Origin of the sequence: Halomonas daqiaonensis, assembly GCF_900109725.1 — a bacterium.
Classification (GTDB): domain Bacteria; phylum Pseudomonadota; class Gammaproteobacteria; order Pseudomonadales; family Halomonadaceae; genus Halomonas; species Halomonas daqiaonensis.
This window is the reverse complement of record NZ_FOBC01000001.1, coordinates 120,153-141,744: the sequence shown is the minus strand read 5'-3', so window position 1 is coordinate 141,744 and position 21,592 is coordinate 120,153. Positions and strand designations below refer to the sequence as shown.

Genomic DNA, 21,592 nt, shown 5'->3' with positions numbered 1-21,592 from the left:
GTCAGCTGCAATCCGGACCACCGTCGGCGAACGCGGCTGCATTCCGGTATGCTGAAGAAAATGAAAGGGATACGGGGAACGGAATGATCAAGGCGAGTATGACGACCATCAGGGACGCGACACTGTTCTGGGGGAAGGTAGTGCAGGGTGCCGCGAAGCTCTGGCTCGAGCGCAACGCCTTCAGCTACGCTGGCTCGCTGGCCTTCTATACGCTCTTTTCCCTGGCACCCACGATGATCATCGCCGTGACGGTAATCGGCGTGGTGCTTGGTGAAGAAGCGGCCCATGGACAGATCGTCGCCCAGTTGCAGGGCACCATGGGCCTTGACGCCGCCGCCGCCATCGAGCAGGCGGTTGCTCAGTCACGCATCGAGGAGTCTGGCCTGATGCCGACCCTGCTCGGGGTGGGGGCGCTGGTGGTCGGTGCCACCACCGTCTTCGCCCAGATGCAATTCTCGCTGAACACTCTCTGGGGCGTGACGGCCAGGCCCAGCAGCAACAGTGCCCTCAAGTTCATCAAGAACCGCCTGCTGTCACTGACCGTGGTGCTCTCCATCGGCTTCATCCTGCTGGTGTCGCTGGTCCTCGGGGTGGCGATACGGGCCATGCTGCAGGCGGCAGACGACCTGCTGCCCTTCGTCGGTTTCCTGACCACCGGTGCCGAGTTCCTGGTCTCGCTGGCGGTGATCGCCGCGCTCTTTGCCACCATCTTCAAGGTCCTGCCGGACGTGGTGCTTCGCTGGCATGACGTGCTGGTCGGCGCCGTCGTTACCGCCTTGCTCTTCACCATCGGTCGCTCGGGTATTGCCATCTATCTGGCCTACACGGCCACGGCCTCCACCTACGGTGCGGCCGGGTCGGTGGTGATGATCCTGCTGTGGGTCTACTACAGTTCGCTGATCCTGCTGTTCGGGGCCGCCTTCACCAAGTGCCACCTGCTGGCGGCAGGCAAGATGGTAGTGCCGCGAAATTCCGCGGTGCTGGTCCGCCACGAGCTGCTGGAGCACTGAGCGATACCGCCGTACCAAGACAAGAAGGCCTGCGATGGCCGACCTTCTTGGTGATATCAGGATACGAGAGTGCGCCTCAATTGGCAGGGCGGAAGCGCTCCCTGGCCAGGTCGTCGGCCACGGTGGCTGGACTGAGCCGATCGCGGTCGGCACGGGCGAAGATCTCGTCCAGGGTGGTCCCGATTCCCTCGATATGCCTCATCACCGCATCGCGGCGGTAATCGTCACGGCGCTGCCAGGCGATCTCGATCACCCCGCCGGCGTTGGCCACATAGTCCGGGGTGTAGAGAATGCCGCGAGCCATCAGGCGCTCGGCAACGGCGGGGGTGGCCAGCTGGTTGTTGGCGGCGCCGCATACCACCCTTGCCTGCAGGCGGTCGACCACCGCTTCCGAGAGGGCGGCCCCCAAGGCACAAGGGGCGAAGACATCGACCTCGGCATCGGCGATCGCCGCCGGTGTCACCGTCTCGGCACCGAGCTCCTCGGCGATTTGAGCCAGGGCGGCGGCATCGACATCGGTCAGCACCAGCCGGGCGCCGGCGGCGTGGAGGTGTCGCGCCAGGTGGGCCCCGACATTGCCGACTCCCTGCACCGCCACCCGCACGTCCGCGAGATCCTCGCGCCCCAGGCGATGGCGGACGGCACTCTTCAGTGCGCAGAACACTCCCCAGGCCGTAAAGGGCGAAGGATCGCCCGAGGCACTGCCATGGCGTGGCAGGCCGCCGACGTGTTCGGTGGCCTCGGCGATGAGCCGCATGTCGGCCTCGCTGGTACCGGAGTCTTCGGCGGTGATATAGGCGCCGCCCAGAGAATCGACCAGGCGGCCCATGGCGAGTAGCAGACCGGGTGTCTTGTCACGGTGAGGGTCGGCGATGATCACCGCCTTGCCGCCACCCAGTGGCAGGTCGGCGAGGGCTGACTTGTAGGTCATGCCGCGGGAGAGGCGCAGCACGTCGGTCAGTGCTTCGGCATCACTGGCATAGGGAAAGATGCGCAGGCCCCCCAGGGACGGGCCGCGGGTGGTGTCATGGATGGCGATGATGGCGCGCAACCCGCTCGCCTCGTCGCTGCCGAAGACGACCTGCTGATGGTGGTCGAACTCGGGGTGGTCGAAGACTGGCATGCTGTAACTCCCTCGTGAGGATGATCATATTGTGGTTGTGGTGTCCCGGGTAGGGCGATCCTCGGCCGCGAAGAGCTTGTGGCCGTGTGGCGTCCGGGGATAGGGACAAGACTAGGGCATCGTTCCTCGGACGGGAAGGCCCGACGGCTGGTCGGGGTCGCATCCGGCTGGTAGAAAGGACCATGCGATCTGATCGACGAGAAAGGAGATGGCCATGGAAAAGTGCTGCGCGAGAGCGCTGGTGACCGGCAAGGTTCAGGGTGTCTGGTACCGCGGGGCGACTCAGGAGCAGGCCCTCAAGGCCGGGATCACCGGCCATGCGATCAATCTGCCGGACGGACGAGTCGAGGTGCTGATGTGCGGCGAGCGCGAGGCGGTCAAGCGACTCGCCGAGTGGCTGTGGGAGGGGCCGGAGAATGCCCGGGTCACCCATGTGGAATTCGCGGTGATCGATACCCACGAGCCGGATGATTTCCGCACCGGCTAGCGCCATCAGCAACCGGTGCGATGCTTGTCGCTAGTGACGCACCGGTTCGATTGCCGGCTGTCAGGCCAGGGTATCGGCGATCCAGTCGCTAACGGCCTCGCCGTCAACGCCCAGGCAGACCTCCACCAGCGGATTGCGGGACCAGCGCGTCTCGATGAACCCGCGATCCTCCGGGGCGAAGATCGTCTGGCCCTCGGCATCGCCCGAGGTAGCCACGCTAAGGTGGCCGCGGTCTGTGGTGAATAGCTCGGGACGCAACAGCCAGGCCAGAGCACAGCTGTCGTGGGGGCAGCAGCCATCGATACCCAGGAACTGCCGGTAGAAGTCCCGGTAGAAGCCATAACTGCCCGCCAGCACCTTGCCGAGTGCGCCCTGGCCGGCCGCGATGCGCGCCATGTGCGCTCCGGTGAGTACGCAGCGATGGGTGACGTCCAGCCCCACCAGGGTCAGCGGCCAACCGGCGGTAAGCACTCGCGCGGCGGCGTCCGGGTCGTTGAACATGTTGGCCTCGGCCACCGGAGTGACGTTGCCCCCCTCGCGAATCGAGCCGCCCATGATCACCACCTGCTTGACCTTGCGGGTGATGGTCGGGTCGAGTTGCAGAGCCGCGGCCAGGTTGCCCACCGGGCCCACCGCCACCAGGGTGACCTCGCCGGGCCGGGCATTGAGAGTATCGACGATGAACTGCGGCGCGCTTCGTGGATCGGCCTTGCCCTTGACCGTCGGCAGCTCGATATCGCCCAGGCCGTTGATGCCGTGAATATGAGCGGGCGGTGGATGACGCGCCTTGACCAGTGGCGCCGCGGCGCCCTGGGCGACCGGGACATCGGCCCGCCCGGCAAGCTCGGAAAGCAGCAGGGCATTGTGGGTGGCGGTCTCCACGTCGACGTTGCCGTAGGTGGTGGTCAGACCCAGCAGCTCGAGTTCGGGATGACGCAGGGCGATGGCGATGGCCTGGGCGTCATCGATGCCCGGATCGGTATCGAAGATGATCGGATGGCTCAAGATGTCTCCTTGTCGCGGCGGTCGGGTGTGGGGATGCCATCGCGCAGCGCGCGCTCGACCTCCGTCGCCTCGGGGATGCTCTCGGCGGCGCCGGCGACCATGACGCCCAGGGCGGCAGCGGTGGCGGCCCATGTTAGGCAGTCTGTCACCGGCCGTCCCTGCTGCAGGGCGGCCAGGTAATAGCCAATGAAGGTATCACCGGCCGCTGTCGTATCCAACGGCGTGACCGGCAGGGCCGGCTGGAAGTGGCGTTCATCGCCGGCCTGGTACCAGGCGCCGTCACCACCGAGCGTCAGCACCATCTCGCAGGTGGGCAGGCGACGGGCTAGGCCGTCAAGCAGGGCCTCGGTCGGGGAGGCCTCGTCCAGGCCGGCCAGCCAGGCGGCCTCGCCGCGATTGACGAACAGCAGCCGGCAGTGGGCCAGGGGCAGCTCCAGCACCGCATCGCTCATGGGTGCCGGGTTGAAGGCGATGTTCAGGCCGGCCTCGGCGGCGCGTTCCAGCACCCCCGGCAGGGCATTGCACTCGTTCTGGGCCAGCAACCAGTCCCCGGGTGAGGCCGCGGCGAAATGCTCGTCGAGGACCTGTTCCGTGGTGCCGTGGTTAGCACCGGGAAAGAGGATGATGGCGTTCTCGCCACGCTGGTCGACCTGAATAATGGCGTGGCCGCTAGGCTCGTCGACCAGGGCAATCGCCTCCACCTCCACTCCGGCATGCTCCAGCAGGTCACGGACCCAGGCGTCCTGGCGACCCAGGCGGCCCCAGTGGCGGACCCGCCCACCGGCGCGTGCCATGGCCAGCGACTGGTTGGCGCCCTTGCCTCCCAGGCCGACCCGATAATCGCGGCTGGCCAGGGTCTCGCCGGGACGCACCAGATGGGGAACGCGGTAGAAGTGGTCCAGATTGATGGAGCCGAAGTTGTGCAGCATGCGAGCCTCCGTGCTCAGCCTTCCTGCCAGTCACGCAGGTTGTCGGCGGTGAGGGCCACGATGCACTGGCGGGCCTCGGGGGTGATCCAGGCGTTGTGCGGCGTGACGATCAGATTGAGCGGCTCGCCCAAGGCATCGAGCAGCGGATGGCCCTCGCGAGGCGGCTCCTTGGGCAGCACGTCGACGCCGAGCCCGCCCAGGCGGTTCTGGCGCAGGGCCTCGAGAGCCGCCTCCTCGTCGATAATCCCGCCCCGGGCACAGTTGACCAGCAGGGCGTCCGGCTTGAGGGTGGCCAGCAGTTCGGTATTCACCAGGTGGTGGGTGGCCTCGGTTAGGGGGCAGTGCAGGCTGATCACGTCCGCCTCGGGCGCCAGTTCACGCAGGCCAGGGCGGCTGTCATGGATCTCGTTGCCAGGTCGTGCGGCGAAATCGACATGCATGCCGAAGGCCTGGGCAAGACGTGCCACCTTCGAGCCCAGTTCCCCCTGGCCGACGATCACCAGCCGCTTGCCTTCCAACTGCAGGGTCGTGTGATCCATCAGGCAAAAGAAGGGGCTGTCGTTCCAACGCCCCTCGGCAACGTCGCGCTGATAGAGGGGCAGTCGGGTGGCCAGAGCCAGCATTAACATCAGGGTGTGCTGGGCCACACTGGCCGTGCCGTAGGCGGTGACATTCTTCACGGCGATGCCCAGGCGTTCGGCCGCGGCCATGTCGATATTGTTGGTGCCGGTGGCCAGCACGCAGATCAGCTTGAGCGAGGGCAGGGCGTCGAGGGTTTCGGCATCGAGCACCACCTTGTTGACGATGGCTACCTCGGCGCCGCCGATGCGCTCGGCGGCCTGTTCACGCGTGCTCAGGTCATGCACATCCAGGGTGTCGAGACGCTGGCGGATCGGTGCCAGGTCGATGTCGGGACCCAGGCTGGCGGCGTCGAGAATGACGGCTTTCATGCGATGCTCCTTGTCGATGCAGACGAGTCGGATAACAGGCCACGGCAGGGCTGGGCCTTACCCGACGCGACAGGCTATAATAGCCGGCTTTCGGGCAGGCTTGGATTATCCGCGGGCCAGCCCAATATCGCACAATGCAAGCGCGAGGCGGTGGATTCCCCTGCTCGTGCTTGACCCATGGGACATGTCAGTACATCGGGAGTGATCAAACCATGCCCATCTACGAATACGAGTGCAAGGCTTGCGGCCACCGCCTGGAGAAGCTTCAGAAGATCAGCGCTGAGCCGCTGAAAGATTGTCCGGCCTGCGAGGCGGACGAGCTCAGCCGCCTGATCTCCGCCGCCGGGTTCCGACTGGCCGGCGGCGGCTGGTACGAGACCGATTTCAAGACCGGCAGCAAGAAGAACCTGGCCGGCGAAGGCGGCAAGGCCGACAAGGCGCCGAGCAAGGACGGGGCGGCGGCCTGAGCCGCCCGACGCCGCCTTTCCCCCTTTCATGCAACAAAACAGGATTTGACATGCGCAGCCATTATTGCGGCCAGCTGAACGAGACCCTGGTGGATCAGACGGTGACCCTGTGCGGTTGGGTCCATCGCCGCCGTGACCACGGGGGCGTGATCTTCCTCGACATGCGTGATCGCGACGGCATCGCCCAGGTCGTGGTCGACCCCGATACCGCCGAGGCCTTCGCCAATGCGGACAGTGCCCGCAACGAGTACGTACTGCGCATCACCGGCCGCGCCAGGCTGCGCCCCGAGGGCACCCAGAACCCCAAGATGCCCACGGGGCTGATCGAGGTGCTGGCCAGCGAGGTCGAGGTGCTCAACACTGCCGCCACGCCCCCTTTCCAGCTCGATGAACATGGCAAGGTGGGGGAGGAGGTGCGTCTCAAGCACCGCTACATCGACCTGCGCCGTCCCGAGATGGTCGAAAAGCTACGGCTGCGTTCGCGTATCACTCACAGCGTGCGCGCCTTCCTCGAGGGAGAGGGCTTTCTCGACATCGAGACACCGGTGCTCACGCGCGCCACGCCGGAAGGGGCCCGCGACTACCTGGTGCCCAGCCGCACCCATCCGGGCAGCTTCTTCGCCCTGCCGCAGTCGCCGCAGCTGTTCAAGCAGCTGCTGATGGTGTCGGGTTTCGACCGCTACTACCAGATCGCCAAGTGCTTCCGCGACGAGGACCTGCGCGCCGACCGCCAACCCGAGTTCACCCAGATTGACCTCGAGGCCTCCTTCGTCGAGGAGGAGGACATCATGGCGATCACCGAAGCGATGGTCCGCCAGTTGTTCAAGGAGGTGCTCGACGTCGAGCTGCCGGTCTTCCCCCGCATGGGCTGGGACGAGGCGATGAGCCGCTATGGTTCCGATAAGCCTGACCTGCGCATTCCGCTGATGCTGACCGATGTCGATGATCTGATGAAGCAGGTCGATTTCAAGGTGTTCTCCGGCCCGGCCAACGCCGACGACGGTCGCGTGGCCGCGCTCAAGGTACCCAATGGCGCCGGCCTGTCGCGCAAGGAGATCGACGAGTACACAAGGTTCGTCGGTATCTACGGCGCCAAGGGCCTGGCCTGGATCAAGGTCAACGACCGCAGCAAGGGCCTCGAGGGGCTGCAGTCGCCCATCGTCAAGTTCATGGAGAACGTGGTCGAGGAATTGCTCGACCGTATCGGCGCCGAGGATGGCGACCTCGTCTTCTTCGGTGCCGACAAGGCGCGCGTCGTCAACGAGTCACTCGGTGCCCTGCGCGTCAAGCTCGGCGAGGACCTCAACCTCTACACACGCGACTGGGCGCCGCTGTGGGTCGTCGACTTCCCGATGTTCGAGGACGACGGCAGCGCCCGCATGCAGGCACTGCATCATCCCTTCACTGCCCCCGCCTGCGACGTGGAAACCCTCAAGGCCGATCCGGTGGCGGCACTGTCTCGCGCCTACGACATGGTACTCAACGGCACCGAGTTGGGCGGCGGCTCGATCCGTATCCACGACCGTGCCATGCAGAGTGCGGTGCTCGAGGTGCTCGGCATCGGCGAGGCGGAGGCACGGGAGAAGTTCGGCTTCCTGCTCGACGCCCTGCAATACGGCGCGCCGCCCCATGGCGGCCTGGCCTTCGGCCTCGACCGTCTGGTGATGCTGATGACCGGGGCACGCAGCATTCGCGAAGTGATCGCCTTCCCCAAGACCCAGAGTGCCGCTTGCCTGATGACCGACGCACCCAGCGAAGTCGATGCCCAGCAACTCAAGGAGCTCAACATCCGGCTGCGGCAGAAGGCCAAGGCGGAAACCGCCGGCGAGTGACGGCGATCCCGAGCCGATGTCATCCCACCGGCGCCTCAGGGCGCCGGTGTCATGTCCAGAATCTCACTCTATCAACGCGGAGTTCACCGACGATGTCCTCGACCCGCTCGACTGACGCTCGTGGATGCTGATCCTCGGCATTGACCCCGGTTCGCGGATCACCGGTTACGGGGTACTGGATGTCACCACGCCTACGCCGCGCTACGTGGCCAGCGGCTGCATCCGCATCCAGGCTGACGACCTGGCCCAGCGCCTGGCGCAGGTCTATGCCGGGATCAGCGAACTGATCGCGGTGCATGCTCCCGGGGAGTTCGCCATCGAGCAGGTGTTCATGTCGAAGAATGCCGACTCTGCCCTCAAGCTTGGCCAGGCCCGCGGCACGGCCATCGTCTGTGCCGCCAATCATGGCCTGCCGGTCAGCGAGTACGGCCCTCGCCAGATCAAGCAGGCAGTGGCCGGCAGCGGCAACGCCGAAAAGACTCAGGTGCAGCACATGGTGACGGCGATCCTCGGCCTCTCGGCCACGCCGCAAGCGGATGCCGCCGACGCCCTGGCCATTGCGCTCACCCATGCCCATGCCCGTTTGGGACTGGTGCGAGAGGGAAGCTATGGCGGGCATCGCAGTCGCCGCAAGGGAGGCTCCTGGCGAGACTTCCGCCCGTGACGTTGTTGCCGCCAAGTGGCGGTGGAGCATTGTCGAACGCTGTTCCCGCGGGCTGGCATGCGGCACGGGCGAACAGTATAGTGGCTCGACGACGGCCCCGCGGGCCGTGATGGCCTCAATGCCCTAACTCACCCCCTGAGGGATAGAGAATTTCCATGATAGGACGTCTGCGGGGCACCCTGCTCGAGAAACAGCCCCCTTGGATGGTGGTGGACGTGGCCGGTGTCGGGTACGAGCTGGAAGCCTCCATGACGACTCTGGTGGCCTTGCCCAGTACCGGGGAGCCGGTATCGCTCTATACCCATCTGACCATTCGGGATGATGCCCACCTGCTCTACGGCTTCGCCCGGGAGCAGGAGAGGGCACTCTTTCGGGCCCTGATCAAGGTCAATGGTATCGGCCCTAAGCTGGCCCTGGGTATCCTCTCCGGCATGGATGAGGACGCCTTCGTGCGTTGCGTGATGGACGACGACGTCAAGGCGTTGACCCGGCTGCCCGGGGTGGGCAAGAAGACCGCCGAGCGGCTGATCATCGAGATGCGTGACCGCTTTCCCCACTGGGAACAGCCGGGTGAGCTGGCCGTCGGCTCCAAAGGTACCCTGGGTAGCGTGTCCTCCGGTGCCGCGGATCCCATCGCCGATGCCGAGGCGGCCCTGGTCAGCCTGGGCTACAAGCCCGCCGAGGCAGCGCGCATGCTGGTCGGCCTGGAAGAGTCCGGTTCCACCGAGGCGATGATCAAGGCAGCATTGACCCGCCGCCTGGCGGGCTGAACCGATGTCATGTCCACGCTTTCACCTGATGCAGGATGGTCGCGATGCTCGAGACTGATCGCCTGATCGCCGCCGATCCCCGCGAGGGGGAGGGCAGTGTCGACCATGCCATCCGTCCCAAGCGGCTGGTGGACTATATCGGCCAAGCACGGGTGCGCGAGCAGCTCGATATCTTCATCAGCGCCGCCCGAGGCCGCGAGGAGAGCCTCGACCACACCCTGGTGTTCGGCCCGCCGGGACTCGGCAAGACGACGCTCGCCAATATCATCTCCGCCGAGATGGGCGTAGGGCTGAAGTCTACCTCGGGGCCGGTGCTCGAGCGGGCGGGCGACCTCGCCGCCATGCTCACCAACCTGCAACCCGGCGATGTGCTCTTTATCGATGAGATTCACCGCCTGTCGCCGGTGGTGGAGGAGATCCTCTATCCCGCCATGGAGGATTTCCAGCTCGATATCGTCATCGGTGAAGGGCCGGCGGCACGCTCGATCAAGCTGGATCTTCCCCCCTTCACGCTGGTCGGCGCCACCACCCGGGCGGGCCTCTTGACCTCGCCGCTTCGCGACCGCTTCGGCATCGTCCAGCGCCTGGAGTTCTACAGCATTGACGAGCTCACCGAGATCGTCGTGCGTTCGGCGCGACTGCTGGGGGTCGAGAGCGACCGGGAGGGCGCCATGGAAGTCGCGCGCCGTTCCCGGGGTACTCCACGTATCGCCAACCGGCTGCTGCGCCGGGTGCGCGACTTTGCCGAGGTGCGTGCCGAGGGTCGAGTGGATGCCGTGATCGCCGACCTGGCCCTGAACATGCTCCACGTGGATCACCACGGTCTCGATCACATGGATCGTCGCCTGCTGCTGGCGATGATCGAGAAGTTCGACGGCGGTCCTGTGGGCATCGACTCCCTTGCCGCGGCAATCGGCGAGGAGCGCGACACCATCGAGGATGTCATCGAACCCTACCTGATCCAGCAGGGTCTGATGATGCGCACCGCCCGTGGCCGGGTGGTGACCCGTCAGGCCTGGGAACACTTCGACCTGGCGCCTCATGAGCGGGCGCCCGACTAGCCGACACCCACTCCCGTGACGACTCACCAAGACCGACGAGGATGCCCGTGAACGACTCGATGTCCATACCCCACCTGATCATGAACGCCAGCGGCGTGGTGCAGATGGTGATGCTGATCCTGGTGATCGGCTCCATCCTCTCCTGGGTGGTGATCTTCCAGCGCACCTTCGTGATGCGCCGGGCGCGCAAGGCACACCGTGCCTTCGAGGACCGTTTTTGGTCCGGCGTCGACCTCAACGATCTCTATCGTGAAACGCCCGCCGAGCAGGACACCCAGGGCGCCGAACACGTCTTCCGCGCCGGCTTCCGCGAGTTCAACCGCCTGCTGGCCAAGACTCGCAGTCCCCAGGCGATCCTCGAGGGCGTCCAGCGCAGCATGCGCGTGGCCTGGTCCCGGGAGGAAGACCGTCTCAGCCTGCACCTGGTATTCCTAGCCACGGTCGCCTCGGCCAGCCCCTACATTGGGCTTTTCGGGACCGTCTGGGGCATCATGGGCTCCTTCCAGTCGCTCTCCATGACACAGCAGGCGACGCTGTCCACCGTGGCCCCCTGGATCGCCGAGGCGCTGATCGCCACCGCCATGGGCTTGTTCGCGGCGATTCCCGCGGTGATCTTCTATAACCGGCTTTCTGCCGAGTCTAGCCGCCTGCTGGGCAAGTACGAGGACTTCGCCGAGGAGTTCCACTCCATCCTGCACCGCAACCTGCAGGGTCGGGCCGACCCCGGCACCGAGTGAGGGGGAGGCCTTCATGCTAGGACCCTTCAATCGTGGCGGGCGTCGCAAGCCTATGGGCGAGATCAACGTCGTGCCCTTCATCGACGTCATGCTGGTGCTGCTGGTGATCTTCATGATCACCGCGCCCATGCTTACCCAGGGCGTACAGGTCGACCTGCCCCAGGTCAGTTCCGAGCCCATCGAGGAGACAGAGGACCGTGAGCCGATCATCGTCTCGGTCGATCGTGATGGCCAATACTACATTTCCCTTGGCGAGGACAAGACTCCAGTCAGCCTGGATGAGGTCAGCGAGCGAGTGATCATCCTGATGGAGCGTCAGCCGGGCACCCCGGTGATGGTGCGCGGCGATCGCAATGTCCCCTATGGCCAGGTGGTGACGCTGATGAGCACGCTGCAGACCGCTGGGGTGAGCAATGTCGGGCTGATCTCGGAACCGCCTCCCGGGGACAGTTGAGGAGCCCACATGGCCAGATATGACCGACGCGTGGGCTATGGCCTGCCGCTGGTGCTCGCCGTTGCCCTCCACCTGGCGATCTTGGTGGCCAGCGTGATCCGCTTTCCCGAGCGGGAGATAGAGCCGCAGAGCAGCACTATCGTTCAGGCGACGCTCGTCAGCACTGAGACCACCACCGACCGGGCCCAGCGTGCCGAGGAGGCCCGCGCCCGGGCGGCGGCCAGCCAGCAAGAGGAAGAGTCCGCTGAGGCGCGCGCCGAAGAAGCCGCAGAAGACGCTCGCCAGGCGGAAGCCGAGGCGGCCGCCGAAGAAACCGCTCGCCAGGCCGAGATGGAGGCAGAACGCCTACGCCAGGAAGAGGAAGAGGCACAGGCTCGCGAGGAGGCTCGTCGGGCCGCCGAGGAGGAAGCCGCCCGTCGCGCCGAACAGGCCGAGCAGCAGGCCCGTGAACGTGAGGAACAGGCCGAGCGACGCCGCCAGGAAGAGGCCGAACGCCAGCGTCAGGCCGAAGCAGAAGCCGAACGCCAGCGTCAGGCCGAAGCGGAAGCTGAACGTCAGCGCCAGGCCGAAGCAGAAGCCGAACGCCAGCGCCAGGCCGAGGCGGAAGCCGAACGCCAGCGCCAGGCCGAGGCGGAAGCCGAACGTCAGCGCCAGGCCGAGGCAGAAGCCGAACGTCAGCGCCAGGCCGAGGCAGAAGCCGAACGTCAGAGCCAGGCCGAGGAACAGGCCCGGCTTGATCGAGAACGGCAGGAAGCGGAAATGCAGCGCCTTATTCAGGAATCCGAAGAACGGGTGGCCAATGCCCGCCAGGCCAGCGAAGCGGCCAACAGCTTCATCAACCTTGTGCGCCGTGCGGTGGAGCAGGCCTGGGTGATTCCCCCTAACGTGCCCGATGGGGCCACCGCCGAAATCTCGGTGCGACTTGGCCCCTCAGGGGAGCTGTTCGCGGCTACCATTGGTCAGAGCAGTGGTAATAACGCCTTCGACCGCTCCGCGGTCCAGGCCGTGGAGGCTGCCGCGCCTTTCGCTGAGCTTCGCCAGTTACCGGCGTCGGCCCAGCGCGACTACCGACAATTCAACCTGCGATTCCGACCGGGGGATATCCGCTGATGAACTTACTGAAGACAACCTGGCTGGCTGTCATGCTGATGCTGTTTACCAGCCTCGCACAGGCCGCCGACCTGACCATCGAGATTACCCGTGGCAGCGACCGTGCCACCCCCATAGCCATCGTGCCCCTTGCCGACGGCGAAGACCTGCCTCAGGACATTGCCCAGATCGTCTCCGATGACCTGGAGCGCAGCGGCTATTTCGAGCCGCTGGAACGTCGCGCCATGTTCGAACTCCCCTCCTCGAGCGAGGAGGTCCTCTATGGCGACTGGCGTGCCCTGGACGTTCGCTACCTGGTGGTGGGGCGGATCAGTCGCGATGGCGATGACTACCGCATCCGCTACGAGTTGATGGACATCAGCGGTGAGCGTCAGATGCTCGGCGAGACCGTGACATCCGGTGGCCAAGGGCTGCGCGATGCTGCTCACTACATCAGCGATCAGGTCTTTGAGGCGATCACTGACATCCGGGGGGCCTTCTCGACCCGCATCGCCTACGTGACCTCCAGTGGCATCGGTGACGATACACAGTATGCCCTCCATGTATCCGATGCCGATGGCCGCAATAGCCAGCAGATCCTCTCGTCCGACGAGCCGATCATGTCACCGGCCTGGTCGCCGGATGGCGGTAAGCTGGCCTACGTCTCCTTCGAGACCGAGCGCCCGGCGATCTATATCCAGGATCTTGCCTCGGGCCGGCGCGTGCGGGCTACCTCCTTCGAGGGGCTGAACAGCGCGCCAGCCTGGTCACCCGATGGTCGCCGCCTGGCGATGTCGCTCTCCAAGGATGGCCAGCCCGATATCTACCTGATGGATATCGGCTCGCGTGATGTCCGGCGTGTCACCAACAATTCCAGCATCGACACCGAGCCTGCCTGGTCGCCGGATGGTCGCAGCCTGCTGTTCACCTCGGATCGCAGTGGCGGCCCGCAGATCTACCGTCTCGACCTGGGCAGTGGCGAGGCGGAACGCCTCACCTTCACCGGCAACTATAATGCGCGGGCACGCTTTGCACCGGACGGCGAGGCGATCTTCCTGATCCACCGGGGTAACAGAGGCTTCCAGGTAGCGCGCCAGGATCTGGAAAGCGGTCGTCTGGTAGCTCTGACCGAAATCGGGCATGCCGAATCTCCCAGTGTCGCGCCCAATGGCACCATGGTAATCTTCGCCACCCAGCAGGGGGGGAGTGGGGTGCTGGGTGGGATCTCCGCCGATGGGCGCGCCTCCTTCCGCCTGCCGGCGGCTCAGGGTGATGTCCGCGAACCCGCATGGTCACCGTTTCTGAACTGATGCAGCCAACAAGGAGTTTCACGATGCAGATCAAGCCCTATGCCAGAACTCTGGCCATCACCCTGTCTCTGGCCTTCGTGGCCGGCTGTTCCAGCACGGGGGGCGGTCAGGACGGCGACCTGACGGGAAGCGCCGGTGGCACCGACCGTGGCGGTATCACCACGGGCAGTGCCGACGGCCGCGGCGTCAATGGCGACCGTGACGGACGAGATGGCCAGAGAATCGATGCCGATGGACGCATCCCGCAGACCCGCACCATCTACTTCGAGTACGACAGTGACGCCATTCGCAGCGAGTTCGAGCCGGTGCTGACCGCCCATGTCCGCTTCCTGCGCGCTAACCCCAGCGCCAGCGTCGTACTGCAGGGTCACACCGACGAGCGTGGCACCCGCGAGTACAACCTGGCGCTGGGTGAGCGTCGTGCCGACGCGGTCGCGAGCTACCTCAACGTCCAGGGCGTGTCCCCCTCCCAGGTCGAGGTGGTCAGCTACGGCGAGGAGCGGCCTGCAGCTCGCGGCCAGAACGAGCAAGCCTACGCCCAGAACCGGCGGGTGGTCTTCGCCTACTGAGCCGGGCCGACACCAAGAGGGAGAGAATGATGAGACACGGTCTGAAGAGACTGTGCGGTGCGGGAGCCCTGGTGCTCCCGTTGACCGTAGCGGCGCCACTCCTGGCACAGCAGCCGGTGGTGGAGGACCTCACCGGGCGTTCCGGATCCGCTAGCTTCTATGACCAGGCGGCCACTCGCGAGGAGGCCGGCGGCAGCCTGGTGATCTTCAACCAGGTGCAGAAGCACCAGGAAGAGCTTCGCCAGCTACGCGGCCAGGTGGAGGAACTGCGCCACCAGCTGGAGCAACTGCGTCGTCAGACCCGCCAGCAATATCTGGACATCGAGGATCGCCTGATGGCGGTGAGCAGCGGGGTCGATCAGGCCGCCCCGGCCGTGGACGAGGAGAGCATCCGTCAGGTCGCCGAGGCTCCCTCGCAGAGCGTCGACGATCCCGAAGCACAGTCCGCCTACCAGGCGGCCTTCGCGCACGTCCAGGCCCGCGAGTTCGGCCAGGCCATCAGTGCCTTCGAGTCCTTCGTCAGCGAGCATCCCGATAGCCGCCTGACCGCCAACGCCCACTACTGGCTCGGCGAGCTCCACTCGGCCGAGGGTGAGCTGGATGCCGCCGACGCCGCCTTCCGGCGGGTCCTGCAGGACTTCCCCGAGAGCAGCAAAGTGCCCGACGCCCTCTACAAGCTGGGGCTGCTCGAAGCTCGCCAGGGACGCCCGGAAGAGAGCCGTGCGCTACTCGACCGCGTGCGCGAGGAGCATCCCGACAGCAGCGCCGCCGGGCTGGCCGACGACTTCCTGCGCCAGGCAGGCAACTGAGGGACAGAGGAACCGTGATGACCTGCAAGATCGACTACCGGCCTACAGCCGACCTGTTAGATGGCCGCATCATCCTGGTGACCGGTGCCGGTGACGGCATCGGTCGGGCCGCGGCACTGGCCTTCGCCGGCCATGGGGCCACCGTGATCCTGCTCGGACGCACCACTGCCAAGCTGGAGAAGGTCTACGACGAGATCGAGGCTTTCGGGGGCCCCCAGCCGGCCATCTTCCCACTGAACTTCGAGGGTGCCACGCTCAAGGACTACCATGACATGGCCGAGACCCTCGACAAGGAGTTCGGGCGCCTCGACGGTATCCTGCACAACGCCGGCATCCTCGGCCGCATCACGCCCTTCGAGCAATACAATCCCGAACTCTGGGAGCAGGTGATGCAGGTCAACATCAACGGCCCTATCTGGATGACCCAGGCCCTGCTGCCGTCGCTCAAGAAGTCGCCGGACGCTTCGGTAGTGTTCACCTCCTCGAGCGTGGGGCGCCGTGGCCGGGCCTACTGGGGGGCCTATGCGGTGTCCAAGTGCGCCACCGAAGGCTTCGTCGAGGTGCTCGCCGACGAGGTCGAACACCTGGGCACCCTGCGCGTCAACAGCCTGAACCCAGGGGCGACGCGAACCGCCATGCGCAAGGCCGCCTATCCGGGAGAGAACGAGATGACGCTGCGCGCGCCCGAGGAGATCATGCCCACCTATCTGTGGCTGATGGGGCCGGACAGCCAGGGCCACAACGGCGAGAGGTTCGACGCTCAGCCGCCCAAGCAGGGTTGAGAGAAAGGTCCCCGGGGCCGCCCGCGGCGCTAACATCTACGCCTTCTGGCTGATACCTCGCAATGCCGCTACCAGCACCTCGGTGGTATCGAACCACAGGTCGGCCGGCCATCCCCGATAGTCGTCTCCCTCCTCGATATAGCCGTAGCCCACTGCCACCGCAAGCATACCGGCCGCGCGGGCGGCCTGCATGTCACGTTGGTGATCGCCGATATACCAGCAGTCGCCAGGTGTCACCTGAAGACGCCGCGCTGCCTCCCTCAGGGGCTCGGGATCGGGTTTCTTGACCGGCAGGTCATCGGCGCAGAGCAGGGCGCCGGGGGTAAGTCTCAGCGCCTCGACCAGGGGTGCGGCATAGGCCCGGGGCTTGTTGGTAACGATTCCCCAAGGACGGGCGCTTGCCTCCCAGTCGGCGAGCAGTCGCTCCAGCGGGGGAAAGACGCGGCTCTCCTCGGCTATCGCCCGACCATAGGCCTCGAGCAGAAAGGTACGCGCCTCGGCATGGCCCTCAGCTTCCTTGTCGAGACCCAGGGCCAGGGTCACCAGGGCACTGCCGCCGTTGGAGACCTGGGCACGGATCACCGCATAGGGTAGTGCGGACAGCCCATGATGGTGACGCAGGGCGTTGGTGGCCCGTGCCAGGTCCGGCGCGGTGTCCACCAGGGTGCCGTCCAGGTCGAAGAGCAGGGCCTGGGGGAGGTCTCCGGTCATCACGCCGCCGCTCGGCGACAATGCATCAGGTAGTTGACCGAGACATCGCGCGCCGACAGGGCATAGCGGCGGGTCAGCGGATTGAAGACCAGGCCGTTCTGCTCACGAACCTCCAGGCTCGCCTCGCGACACCAGCCGGCCAGCTCAGAGGGACGGATGAAACGCCGATAGTCGTGGGTGCCACGAGGCAACATGCGCAGCAGGTACTCGGCGCCGAGTATCGCCAGCGCGTAGGCCTTGGGATTGCGGTTCAGGGTCGAGAAGAACACCTGGCCACCAGGCTTGACCAGGGTGGCGCAGGCGTGAATCACCGAGCCGGGATTCGGCACATGTTCGAGCATCTCCAGGCAGGTCACCACGTCGAACTCACCGGGCTGGGCAGCGGCCATCTCCTCGACGCTGACATGGCGGTAGCCAATGGCCAGTCCGTTCTCCTTGGCGTGTTGCCGGGCCACGGCCAGCGGCGCCTCGCCCAGATCGATGCCGGTGACCTCGGCGCCACGATGCGCCATGGCCTCGGCCAGGATGCCACCGCCACAGCCCACGTCGAGTACCCGTCGCCCGGCCAGTCCGGCCCGGGCATCAATGAAGTCCAGGCGCAGCGGATTGATGTCGTGGAGCGGTTTGAAGTCGCCTTGCGGATCCCACCAGCGATCGGCCAAGGCGTCGAACTTGGCGATCTCCGTCTGGTCGACGTTGTCCGCTTCCGGGTGGCTTGCACTCATCTACTGTCTCCATGAAGTTGCCGACCTGACACGCTGGCAGGCCGAGCTCGGTCCGGTATCATTGAGCATTGTACCCGCTCCCGGGAGGGCATTCCCACGCTTTCCCGGTGGCCATATCTCGACACTGACAGGGACCGTATCATGATCAACAAGGCCGTTCTTCCCGTTGCCGGGTTCGGCACGCGCTGTCTTCCGGCCTCCAAGGCCATCCCCAAGGAGATGATCACCATCGTCGACCGGCCGGTGATCCAGTACGTGGTCCAGGAGGCCGTCGCCGCCGGTATTCGTGACATCGTACTGGTGACCCATGGCACCAAGAGCGCCATCGAGAACCACTTCGACAAGCACTTCGAGCTCGAGGCGAGCCTCGAGGCCAAGGGCAAGACGGAGCTGCTGGAGGAGCTGCGCTCCATCGTGCCCTCCAACGTCAACATCATCAGCGTGCGCCAGCCCGAGCCGCTGGGTCTGGGTCACGCCGTGCTCTGTGCGCGCCCGGTAGTGGGCGACAAGGAGCCCTTCGTGGTGCTGCTGCCCGACGTGCTGGTCGACAATGAGGGTATGAAGCCCAACGACCTAGCGGGCATGATTGCCTCCTTCGAGGCCAGCCAGCACAGTCAGTTGATGGTCGAGGAGGTGCCCCATGACATGGTTCACAAGTACGGTATCGTCGACACCGGCGGCGAGCTTCCCGGCCCCGGCGAGTCGCGGCCGATCTCCGGGGTGGTGGAGAAGCCGCCGGTCGATGAGGCACCCTCGAACCTGGCGGTGATCGGTCGCTATGTGTTGCCGGGCCGGATCTTCTCGCTGCTCGGCGACACGCCGCCGGGGGCCGGCAACGAGATCCAGCTCACCGATGCCATCGAGACCCTGCGTCGTGAGGAGGGCGTGGACGCCTGGCGGATGCGCGGCAAGACCTACGACTGTGGCCACCAGCTGGGCTACCTGGAGGCGATCCTTGCCTATGGTCGTCGTCATGCTCGCTACGGCCAAGGGTTCCGTCAGCTGCTGACGCGCTACGCCGGAGAGGAGTGACATCCATGCGGGTACTGATCCATGGCAGCGAGCTGGCCGCCGCCACCGCCGCGGCGGCACTCTCCTGGGTCGGCCACCGGGTGACCTGGCTGCCCCATGCCTCGGCTGCCTGGTCGGCGCTCTCCACCAGCGGCTGGCTGACCAGTGAACCGGAGCTGATGCGTCGGCTCGAGGAGGGAATGAGTCAGGGCAGCCTGCACCTGGCCGCCACCGAAGAGGACGCTGTCGGCCGCGAGGCCTTCGACGTCTTGTGGCTCGCCCTCTCCCCAGGCCAGCGTCAGGATGCGGCCGAGAGCGTGGAACGCCTGATGACCGGCCTTTGCCCCGGGGCCGTACTGGTCAACAACTCCACCTTTCCGGTGGGCGAGACCGAGCAGCTGGAATCACGCCTCGACGGCTGTCGGGCAGTGGCCCTGGCCGACCTGCTCGAGGAGGGGCGCGCGTGGGAAACCTTCACCCGGCCCTCCCGCTGGCTGCTGGGCTGCGACGCGGACGGGGCGGAGCGTCAGGTACGCGAACTGCTGCGTGCCTTCAATCGCCGCCGCGAGGTGTTCCAGCGGATGCCGCGGCGCGCCGCGGAGCTCACCAAGCTGGCCATCAACGGTATGCTCGCCACGCGCATCAGCTACATGAACGATATCGCCGGGCTGGCCGATAGCCTGGGGGTGGACGTGGAATACGTTCGCCAGGGTATGGGCGCCGATTCACGCATCGGCTACGAGTATCTCTATCCCGGCTGTGGCTTCGGCGGCCCGAACTTCTCTCGCGATCTGATGCGCCTGGCCGACGTTCAGTCGGCTAGCGGGCGTCACTCGGCACTGCTCGACCAAGTGCTCGATATCAACGAGCACAAGAAGGAGACGCTGTTCCGCAAACTCTGGGCGCACCTCCATGGACGCCTGGAGGGCCGCTGCGTGGCGATCTGGGGTGCGGCCTTCAAACCCGGTACGGCCCGCATCGACCAAGCGCCGGTGCTCACGCTGCTTCGCGCGCTGTGGGCCCAGGGCGTGAGGGTTCGCCTGCATGATCCGGCGGCAATCCCTGCCGTGTTGGCAGAAGTCGGCGAGCATCCGCTGTTAGAAGTGTTCCGGGGAGACCCCCTGGAGGCGTGCGAGGGGGCCGATGCGCTGATGCTGGTCACCGAGTGGAAGGCCTACTGGAATCCTGACTGGCCGCTGCTGGCCAAGCGGCTCGGCGAAAAGTTGCTGCTCGACGGGCGCAACATCTACGACCCTGCCCATGTGGCCGCCTGTGGCATGCACTATCGTGGCATCGGGCGGCGCGCCGATCCCTAACGCAAGCGGCCCCGCCAGTTGGCGGGGCCGCTTGGGCTGTACAGATTCGGTGCTGGAGCGCCGCGCTATCAGCTGAAGTTCTGGGCAACGAAGTCCCAGTTGAGGACGTTCCAGACGTTCTCGAGGTACTTCGGACGCGCATTGCGGTAATCGATATAGTAGGCATGCTCCCACACGTCGATGGTCAGCAGCGGCGTCTGGCCATGGGCGATGGGGGTGTCGGCGTTGCTGGTGTTGACGATGTCGACGCCACCGTCGTCGGTCTTGATCAGCCAGGTCCAGCCGGAGCCGAAGTTGCCCGCCGCCTGGGCGTTGAAGGTCTCCTTGAACGTGTCGAAGGATCCGAACTTGGCATTGATGGCCTCGGCCAGTGCGCCGTTCGGCTCTCCGCCACCGTTGGGCGCCAGGCAGTGCCAGTAGAAGGTGTGGTTCCAGACCTGGGCTGCCTGGTTGAACAGGCCGCCGGAAGAGGACGTGATGATCTCCTCGAGGGACTTGTTGGCCTCATCGGAGCCATCGGTCAGCTCGTTGAGCTTGTTCACGTAGGTCTGGTGATGCTTGCCGTAGTGGTATTCAAGGGTCTCGGCGGAGATGTGCGGTTCAAGCGCGTTCTTCTCGTAAGGCAGTGCGGGCAATTCGAATGCCATCGAATCTCTCCTGGTCGTCGGCGGTCCTGGTACAGCCCGCCATGGCGCTTCATCGGTATAACAGGGGACGAGGTCCGGCAAGCGTCGTTGATGTACCCCGTGCGTTCCGATGACAAAAAACCTTACACTATCAGGATGATGTGTCGGTGCCGTGGCGGCATCATAGCACCCGCCTCCGGGGGCGCCAATCGAACGGCCCTCCGCCGCGGCCCCGGCCACCCCGTTTTCACAGAAGGAGTTCGCCATGGCAGAGCGCCCGGATGCCTCCCGGTACAGCCGGCCGATCGTACCGGACCCGGATGCCAGCCTGTCGGCGCCACGCTGGCGGCAGCCCCCGCCTCCGCGGGTATGGCCGCTGTGGCTGCTGGTGGTGTTGCTCATCGCAGCCGGTGCCGCTCTTGGCTGGGCCGGCTGGCAGGAGCGTACTCGCCTGCAGGCCGAACTCTCACGGGTCAGCGGCGAGCTCTCCAACGTGCATGCCCGCTTCGATGCGGACGAGGGTCGAGGAGAGGCCTTCGCCACGCTGCAGGACCGCATGGATGAGCTGGCCAACCTGGAAGCCGAACTCGATGCGGTCATCGATGAACGCCTGGCCACGTTCGAGTCAGAGCAGGAACGGCGCCTGACGCCTCTCGAGGAAGTGGTGATGTCACTCGAAGAGTCTATGACGTCTCTCGATGACCGGCTGGCCGCAATCAGCGACGAGAACGACACCCAGGCCGCAATCCTGGCCGCAACCCGTACCTCACTGGATGCCCTGGAACGGGCGGGCGAGGAGGGGCGAGCCGCGCTACAAGAACGGCTCGCCGCCCTCGATGAGGCTCGCGAGGCAGAGGCCGAGCGTCTCCGGGCCCTGGCCACGACCCTGGAGACGCTGGAAGGGCGCTTCGCCGACCAGCGTGGTGCTCAAGCGGCTCGCATCGCGTCGCTGGAAGTGGCGTTGTCAAGCCTCGAGGCCGACGTTGAAGCGATGGCGGGATCACGCGATGATGCGCAGGAACGAATCGAGGCGCTGGGCAATCGGCTTGGGGACATCGAGTCCGGGCTGCGTGAGCTGCGCCAGGCGCAGCTTGCCATGAGCGCCCAGCTCGAGGTCCTGCGCCAATGACATGTCGCCAGTTCAGGAAGCGGTAG

General features: G+C 65.8%; 24 protein-coding genes. 17 read left to right on the top strand and 7 right to left on the bottom strand.

The window, feature by feature from the left end:
• Positions 1-98: 98 nt before the first annotated feature.
• Entirely contained in the window at positions 99-1,010 is a 912-nt protein-coding gene (locus tag BMY30_RS00680) for a YihY/virulence factor BrkB family protein (RefSeq protein ID WP_244516079.1), read from the top strand.
• Between the two features lie 76 nt (positions 1,011-1,086).
• On the opposite strand, the gene BMY30_RS00675 is transcribed toward BMY30_RS00680, so the two are convergent.
• Positions 1,087-2,133, bottom strand: a complete 1,047-nt coding sequence (locus BMY30_RS00675) for a Glu/Leu/Phe/Val family dehydrogenase (RefSeq protein ID WP_089709721.1) — start codon at positions 2,131-2,133, stop codon at positions 1,087-1,089.
• Between the two features lie 214 nt (positions 2,134-2,347).
• Here BMY30_RS00675 and BMY30_RS00670 point away from each other — a divergent pair, with 214 nt between their 5' ends.
• Positions 2,348-2,620, top strand: a complete 273-nt coding sequence (locus BMY30_RS00670) for an acylphosphatase (RefSeq protein ID WP_089709720.1) — start codon at positions 2,348-2,350, stop codon at positions 2,618-2,620.
• A 60-nt stretch (positions 2,621-2,680) separates the two neighbouring features.
• Here BMY30_RS00670 and BMY30_RS00665 read toward each other — a convergent pair whose 3' ends face one another.
• Genes BMY30_RS00665 through BMY30_RS00655 form a run of 3 tightly spaced genes read right to left on the bottom strand, consistent with a single transcriptional unit; the run spans position 2,681 to position 5,504 of the window.
• Complete coding sequence (locus tag BMY30_RS00665) at positions 2,681-3,625, bottom strand: nucleoside hydrolase (RefSeq protein ID WP_089709719.1); 945 nt, start codon at positions 3,623-3,625, stop codon at positions 2,681-2,683.
• Positions 3,622-4,554, bottom strand: coding sequence for a ribokinase (locus tag BMY30_RS00660; RefSeq protein ID WP_089709718.1), 933 nt, complete (start codon positions 4,552-4,554; stop codon positions 3,622-3,624). Before BMY30_RS00660 ends, BMY30_RS00665 begins: the two co-directional genes overlap by 4 nt.
• 14 nt (positions 4,555-4,568) lie before the next feature.
• Positions 4,569-5,504, bottom strand: a complete 936-nt coding sequence (locus BMY30_RS00655) for a D-2-hydroxyacid dehydrogenase (RefSeq protein WP_089709717.1) — start codon at positions 5,502-5,504, stop codon at positions 4,569-4,571.
• 212 nt (positions 5,505-5,716) lie between these two features.
• Here BMY30_RS00655 and BMY30_RS00650 point away from each other — a divergent pair, with 212 nt between their 5' ends.
• The 12 genes from BMY30_RS00650 to BMY30_RS00595 all read left to right on the top strand — a co-directional run bounded on the left by BMY30_RS00650 (position 5,717) and on the right by BMY30_RS00595 (position 16,048).
• The gene (locus tag BMY30_RS00650; RefSeq protein WP_089709716.1) at positions 5,717-5,971 is read left to right on the top strand and encodes an FmdB family zinc ribbon protein; all 255 of its coding nucleotides are present in this window, start codon (positions 5,717-5,719) and stop codon (positions 5,969-5,971) included.
• Between the two features lie 50 nt (positions 5,972-6,021).
• The gene (gene aspS, locus BMY30_RS00645; RefSeq protein WP_089709715.1) at positions 6,022-7,803 is read left to right on the top strand and encodes an aspartate--tRNA ligase; all 1,782 of its coding nucleotides are present in this window, start codon (positions 6,022-6,024) and stop codon (positions 7,801-7,803) included.
• Between the two features lie 124 nt (positions 7,804-7,927).
• Positions 7,928-8,467: a crossover junction endodeoxyribonuclease RuvC gene (gene ruvC / locus BMY30_RS00640; RefSeq protein WP_089709714.1), complete on the top strand. Its 540-nt coding sequence runs from the start codon at positions 7,928-7,930 to the stop codon at positions 8,465-8,467.
• A 155-nt stretch (positions 8,468-8,622) separates the two neighbouring features.
• A complete protein-coding gene (gene ruvA / locus BMY30_RS00635; protein ID WP_089709713.1) occupies positions 8,623-9,237 on the top strand; it encodes a Holliday junction branch migration protein RuvA in 615 nt (204 codons plus the stop codon).
• Between the two features lie 44 nt (positions 9,238-9,281).
• Positions 9,282-10,298: a Holliday junction branch migration DNA helicase RuvB gene (gene ruvB / locus BMY30_RS00630; protein ID WP_089709712.1), complete on the top strand. Its 1,017-nt coding sequence runs from the start codon at positions 9,282-9,284 to the stop codon at positions 10,296-10,298.
• Between the two features lie 47 nt (positions 10,299-10,345).
• A complete protein-coding gene (gene tolQ / locus BMY30_RS00625; RefSeq protein WP_089709859.1) occupies positions 10,346-11,035 on the top strand; it encodes a protein TolQ in 690 nt (229 codons plus the stop codon).
• Between the two features lie 13 nt (positions 11,036-11,048).
• Complete coding sequence (gene tolR / locus BMY30_RS00620) at positions 11,049-11,489, top strand: protein TolR (RefSeq protein ID WP_089709711.1); 441 nt, start codon at positions 11,049-11,051, stop codon at positions 11,487-11,489.
• Between the two features lie 9 nt (positions 11,490-11,498).
• Positions 11,499-12,599 carry a cell envelope integrity protein TolA gene (gene tolA, locus BMY30_RS00615; RefSeq protein WP_089709710.1) on the top strand — a complete coding sequence of 367 codons (1,101 nt, stop codon included), beginning with the start codon at positions 11,499-11,501 and terminating at the stop codon, positions 12,597-12,599.
• Positions 12,599-13,888, top strand: coding sequence for a Tol-Pal system beta propeller repeat protein TolB (gene tolB / locus BMY30_RS00610; RefSeq protein WP_089709709.1), 1,290 nt, complete (start codon positions 12,599-12,601; stop codon positions 13,886-13,888). Before tolA ends, tolB begins: the two co-directional genes overlap by 1 nt.
• Positions 13,889-13,911: 23 nt before the next feature.
• Complete coding sequence (gene pal, locus BMY30_RS00605; protein ID WP_089709708.1) at positions 13,912-14,457, top strand: peptidoglycan-associated lipoprotein Pal; 546 nt, start codon at positions 13,912-13,914, stop codon at positions 14,455-14,457.
• A gap of 29 nt (positions 14,458-14,486) precedes the next feature.
• The gene (gene ybgF, locus BMY30_RS00600; RefSeq protein ID WP_089709858.1) at positions 14,487-15,266 is read left to right on the top strand and encodes a tol-pal system protein YbgF; all 780 of its coding nucleotides are present in this window, start codon (positions 14,487-14,489) and stop codon (positions 15,264-15,266) included.
• 17 nt (positions 15,267-15,283) lie between these two features.
• Positions 15,284-16,048, top strand: coding sequence for a YciK family oxidoreductase (locus BMY30_RS00595; protein WP_089709707.1), 765 nt, complete (start codon positions 15,284-15,286; stop codon positions 16,046-16,048).
• A gap of 36 nt (positions 16,049-16,084) precedes the next feature.
• Here BMY30_RS00595 and BMY30_RS00590 read toward each other — a convergent pair whose 3' ends face one another.
• Both BMY30_RS00590 and ubiG read right to left on the bottom strand, forming a co-directional pair.
• On the bottom strand, positions 16,085-16,759 hold the full coding sequence (locus tag BMY30_RS00590; protein ID WP_089709706.1) for an HAD family hydrolase: 675 nt from the start codon (positions 16,757-16,759) through the stop codon (positions 16,085-16,087).
• A complete protein-coding gene (gene ubiG, locus BMY30_RS00585) occupies positions 16,759-17,484 on the bottom strand; it encodes a bifunctional 2-polyprenyl-6-hydroxyphenol methylase/3-demethylubiquinol 3-O-methyltransferase UbiG (RefSeq protein ID WP_089709705.1) in 726 nt (241 codons plus the stop codon). The genes BMY30_RS00590 and ubiG overlap by 1 nt, the downstream gene beginning before the upstream one ends.
• A 141-nt stretch (positions 17,485-17,625) precedes the next feature.
• Here ubiG and galU point away from each other — a divergent pair, with 141 nt between their 5' ends.
• Positions 17,626-18,516, top strand: a complete 891-nt coding sequence (gene galU / locus BMY30_RS00580; protein ID WP_089709704.1) for a UTP--glucose-1-phosphate uridylyltransferase GalU — start codon at positions 17,626-17,628, stop codon at positions 18,514-18,516.
• A gap of 5 nt (positions 18,517-18,521) precedes the next feature.
• Entirely contained in the window at positions 18,522-19,811 is a 1,290-nt protein-coding gene (locus BMY30_RS00575) for a UDP binding domain-containing protein (protein WP_089709703.1), read from the top strand.
• 68 nt (positions 19,812-19,879) lie between these two features.
• Here BMY30_RS00575 and BMY30_RS00570 read toward each other — a convergent pair whose 3' ends face one another.
• Positions 19,880-20,458, bottom strand: a complete 579-nt coding sequence (locus BMY30_RS00570; RefSeq protein ID WP_089709702.1) for a superoxide dismutase — start codon at positions 20,456-20,458, stop codon at positions 19,880-19,882.
• A gap of 244 nt (positions 20,459-20,702) precedes the next feature.
• Here BMY30_RS00570 and BMY30_RS00565 point away from each other — a divergent pair, with 244 nt between their 5' ends.
• Positions 20,703-21,566 (top strand): hypothetical protein, encoded by an 864-nt coding sequence (locus tag BMY30_RS00565; RefSeq protein WP_089709701.1) that lies wholly within the window; start codon positions 20,703-20,705, stop codon positions 21,564-21,566.
• Positions 21,567-21,592: the final 26 nt, after the last annotated feature.